Source organism: Vibrio sp. 1641 (assembly GCF_033339995.1).
In the GTDB taxonomy this organism is placed as follows: Bacteria; Pseudomonadota; Gammaproteobacteria; order Enterobacterales; family Vibrionaceae; genus Vibrio; species Vibrio alginolyticus.
This window is the reverse complement of the sequence record NZ_JAWOVP010000274.1, coordinates 1-628: the sequence shown is the minus strand read 5'-3', so window position 1 is coordinate 628 and position 628 is coordinate 1. Positions and strand designations below refer to the sequence as shown.

Genomic DNA, 628 nt, shown 5'->3' with positions numbered 1-628 from the left:
TGAGAAAATCCAAACCTGTACTTCTCGCGGCAGGTCTGATTTGGATTTTGATTGGTTACACCTTCGCCCAGCACCACCAGCAAGACGTGGCAAAAGCGGCGTTGGAACATAACCTACTTGAGTACGCCGAGCTGTTGCTGTTTTTGCTCGTCGCGATGACCTACATAAACGCGATGGAAGAGCGCAAACTCTTTGATGCTCTACAAGCGTGGATGGTCGGGAAAGGGTTCGGGTTCAAAAAACTGTTTTGGCTGACAGGCTTTCTGGCGTTTGTTATCTCTCCAATCGCCGATAACTTAACCACGGCCCTTTTGATGTGCGCGGTGGTAATGAAAGTGTCTGGCGACAATCCTAGGTTCGTCAATCTTGCTTGCATCAACATCGTTATCGCAGCCAACGCGGGCGGGGCATTCAGCCCATTTGGTGACATTACAACCTTGATGGTTTGGCAAGCCGGGCACGTGCGGTTCTCTGAATTCATGCCTTTGTTTGTCCCTTCTCTAATCAACTATGTCGTGCCAGCGTTTTTAATGTCCCTTTTTGTACCGAACACCAAACCCAATACCATCCACGAGCATGTCGAATTAAAACGTGGCGCAAGGCGAATTGTGCTACTGTTTGTCCTCCC

The 628-nt window shown here is 49.4% G+C and carries 1 protein-coding gene; it reads left to right on the top strand.

Annotation, left to right across the window (positions count from 1 at the left end):
* Window positions 1–628 (top strand): sodium:proton antiporter NhaD (gene nhaD, locus R7Z47_RS25485; RefSeq protein WP_318130845.1); only part of this gene is annotated, 628 nt, incomplete at both ends.